General features: G+C 50.0%; 1 protein-coding gene. It reads right to left on the reverse strand.

Translation table 11 applies throughout. The annotated features are described in order from the left end of the window. Window positions 1-299: 299 nt before the first annotated feature. Complete coding sequence (locus IJN28_06650; GenBank protein ID MBQ6713444.1) at window positions 300-1,451, reverse strand: MFS transporter; 1,152 nt, start codon at window positions 1,449-1,451, stop codon at window positions 300-302. Between the last annotated feature and the right edge of the window lie 402 nt (window positions 1,452-1,853).

The raw sequence follows: 1,853 nt of genomic DNA on the forward strand, positions 1-1,853 counted from the left end.
AGCATCGCCCTTCGGACTTGCTTCTTGGATACTTCTCCAATAAGTAACAAAAAAGGCACGCGCTGTTGAAGCGGACTATAGCTTACACTCTAACGAATTCGACCGCTTAGTGGTTCGTGTTTATCCAATCATCTTCGCCCTTATGGGCTTGATTCTTGGAACACTATCACATGGCTCGTATTCGCCAATCGCCCATGGCTCTTGGATACGAGCGCAAAAAGCGCGGAACGCAGATGATAGTCTATCGCTAAGGAAACGAAGAATTTTATACGTGAAATACTTTATTCTGCTTTTCAACTCTATTTCTTACTGTAAAACAGGTAGTACACGCCGCCCGCCACGAGGCATATGACGGCAGACAGCTGATATACACCGCTGTATCCGATCATAGGGAGTATGAGGCCGAATAGGAACGGGCCGAAGCCTGTGCCGAGTTCGGAGATGGCCATAAAGGTGGTAGTGGCAACGCCGATGCGGTCGTTGGGGAGGCCGCGGATGGCGCGCGCTTGCGCGGCGGCGACGAAGGCACCGAAGCCCAAGCCCATGGCGACTGCCGAGCCTAGGACTTCCCAGCCGTGGGTGACGATGCTGAGCCATGCCAGCGATACGGCGAAGAATACGCATGACGGATAGAGTACGAACGACAGACCTTTGCTGTCGGACAGCCTGCCTGTGAAGGGGCGCGTGATAAGAATGGTGATGGAGTACGCAAGAAAGAAGAATGCGCCTGCCTGTGTGAGATCCAGTTCTATCATGTACGGCGAGAAGAAGGTCGCGATGCCTGCATAGCCGAGGAACATGAGGAACGAAACGATGCCGATAGGAATGGCAGACGGCTCAAAAAATGCGTGCCAGCCGCTTGCACGTACGCTGCGCTGCTGTTTGGGCAAGGGCGGTTGTTCGGTGACGAATCTCGTCAAGATATAGACGACGACTGCCAGTATGCCGTCAAGCAGGAAGATGTCGGTGATGGTCATATTCTCCTGCATCAGGATGGCAACGAGCGGGCCGATGGCAGAGGCAAGTGTGATGCTGAGGAGAAAGTATCCCAGACCTTCACCTTGCCGTTTGCGCGGTACAAGGACGGCGGCAAGTGTGCCGAGCGCGGTCAGGATACAGCCGAAGCCGATTCCGTGCAGAGTGCGCACGATGATAAGCTGTGTGATGGTGTCAGCGAACGGATAAAGCACGGTACCGCCCGCAAAAACGACAGCACCGATGCGCATAAATTTTGTCCTGCCGATATCTTCGATATAGCGTCCGCTGAATATGCGTGCGATCATCGTCGAAAGAATGAGTACACCGACTGCCAGACCTGCTTCGGCAGGGCTTGCGCCCATCTCGTCCATCGCGTAGACAGCAAGTATGATCATCAAGGTATAATATACAAATGTAACGATAAAGTTTGCTGTCGATACGAGGATAAAGTCCTTCGTCCATATTTTGTCCATCTATATTTCCTTCTTTCATTCGACTGCTGACTTTTATTATTATACTCCTCTCTCCCCTTTTCTGTCGAGTATGTCCGAAGAAACGAAGAACCCTACCGCTTGCCACGGTAGGGCTCTTGTGTGTATGAGGAGAGGAAAATTGTTGATGAGGATAGTTGCATCACTCTTCACGGTTTTATAATACCACGGCGGTAAATTATAGTCAATACCCTTCCGATATATTTAATAGGATTTTTAAAAATTATTTAAGCTACGTATCTTCTTCTGCCGTTTCCCATTCTCGATGCAGGCAGTCGAGTATATTTATCACAAAATATAGAAAGACCCTACCATCCTGCACGGTAGGGCTTCTATCATATTATGAGGAGAGGAAGAAAAAAGTCTGAAGAGAGAATGGGTTTA

It is taken from the genome of Selenomonadales bacterium, assembly GCA_017442105.1.
GTDB lineage: Bacteria > Bacillota > Negativicutes > RGIG982 > RGIG982 > RGIG982.

Excerpts from the sequence above, each read along its gene's own strand:
- IJN28_06650 (MBQ6713444.1), bottom strand. The coding sequence starts at position 1,451 with ATGGACAAAATATGGACGAAGGACTTTATCCTCGTATCGACAGCAAAC.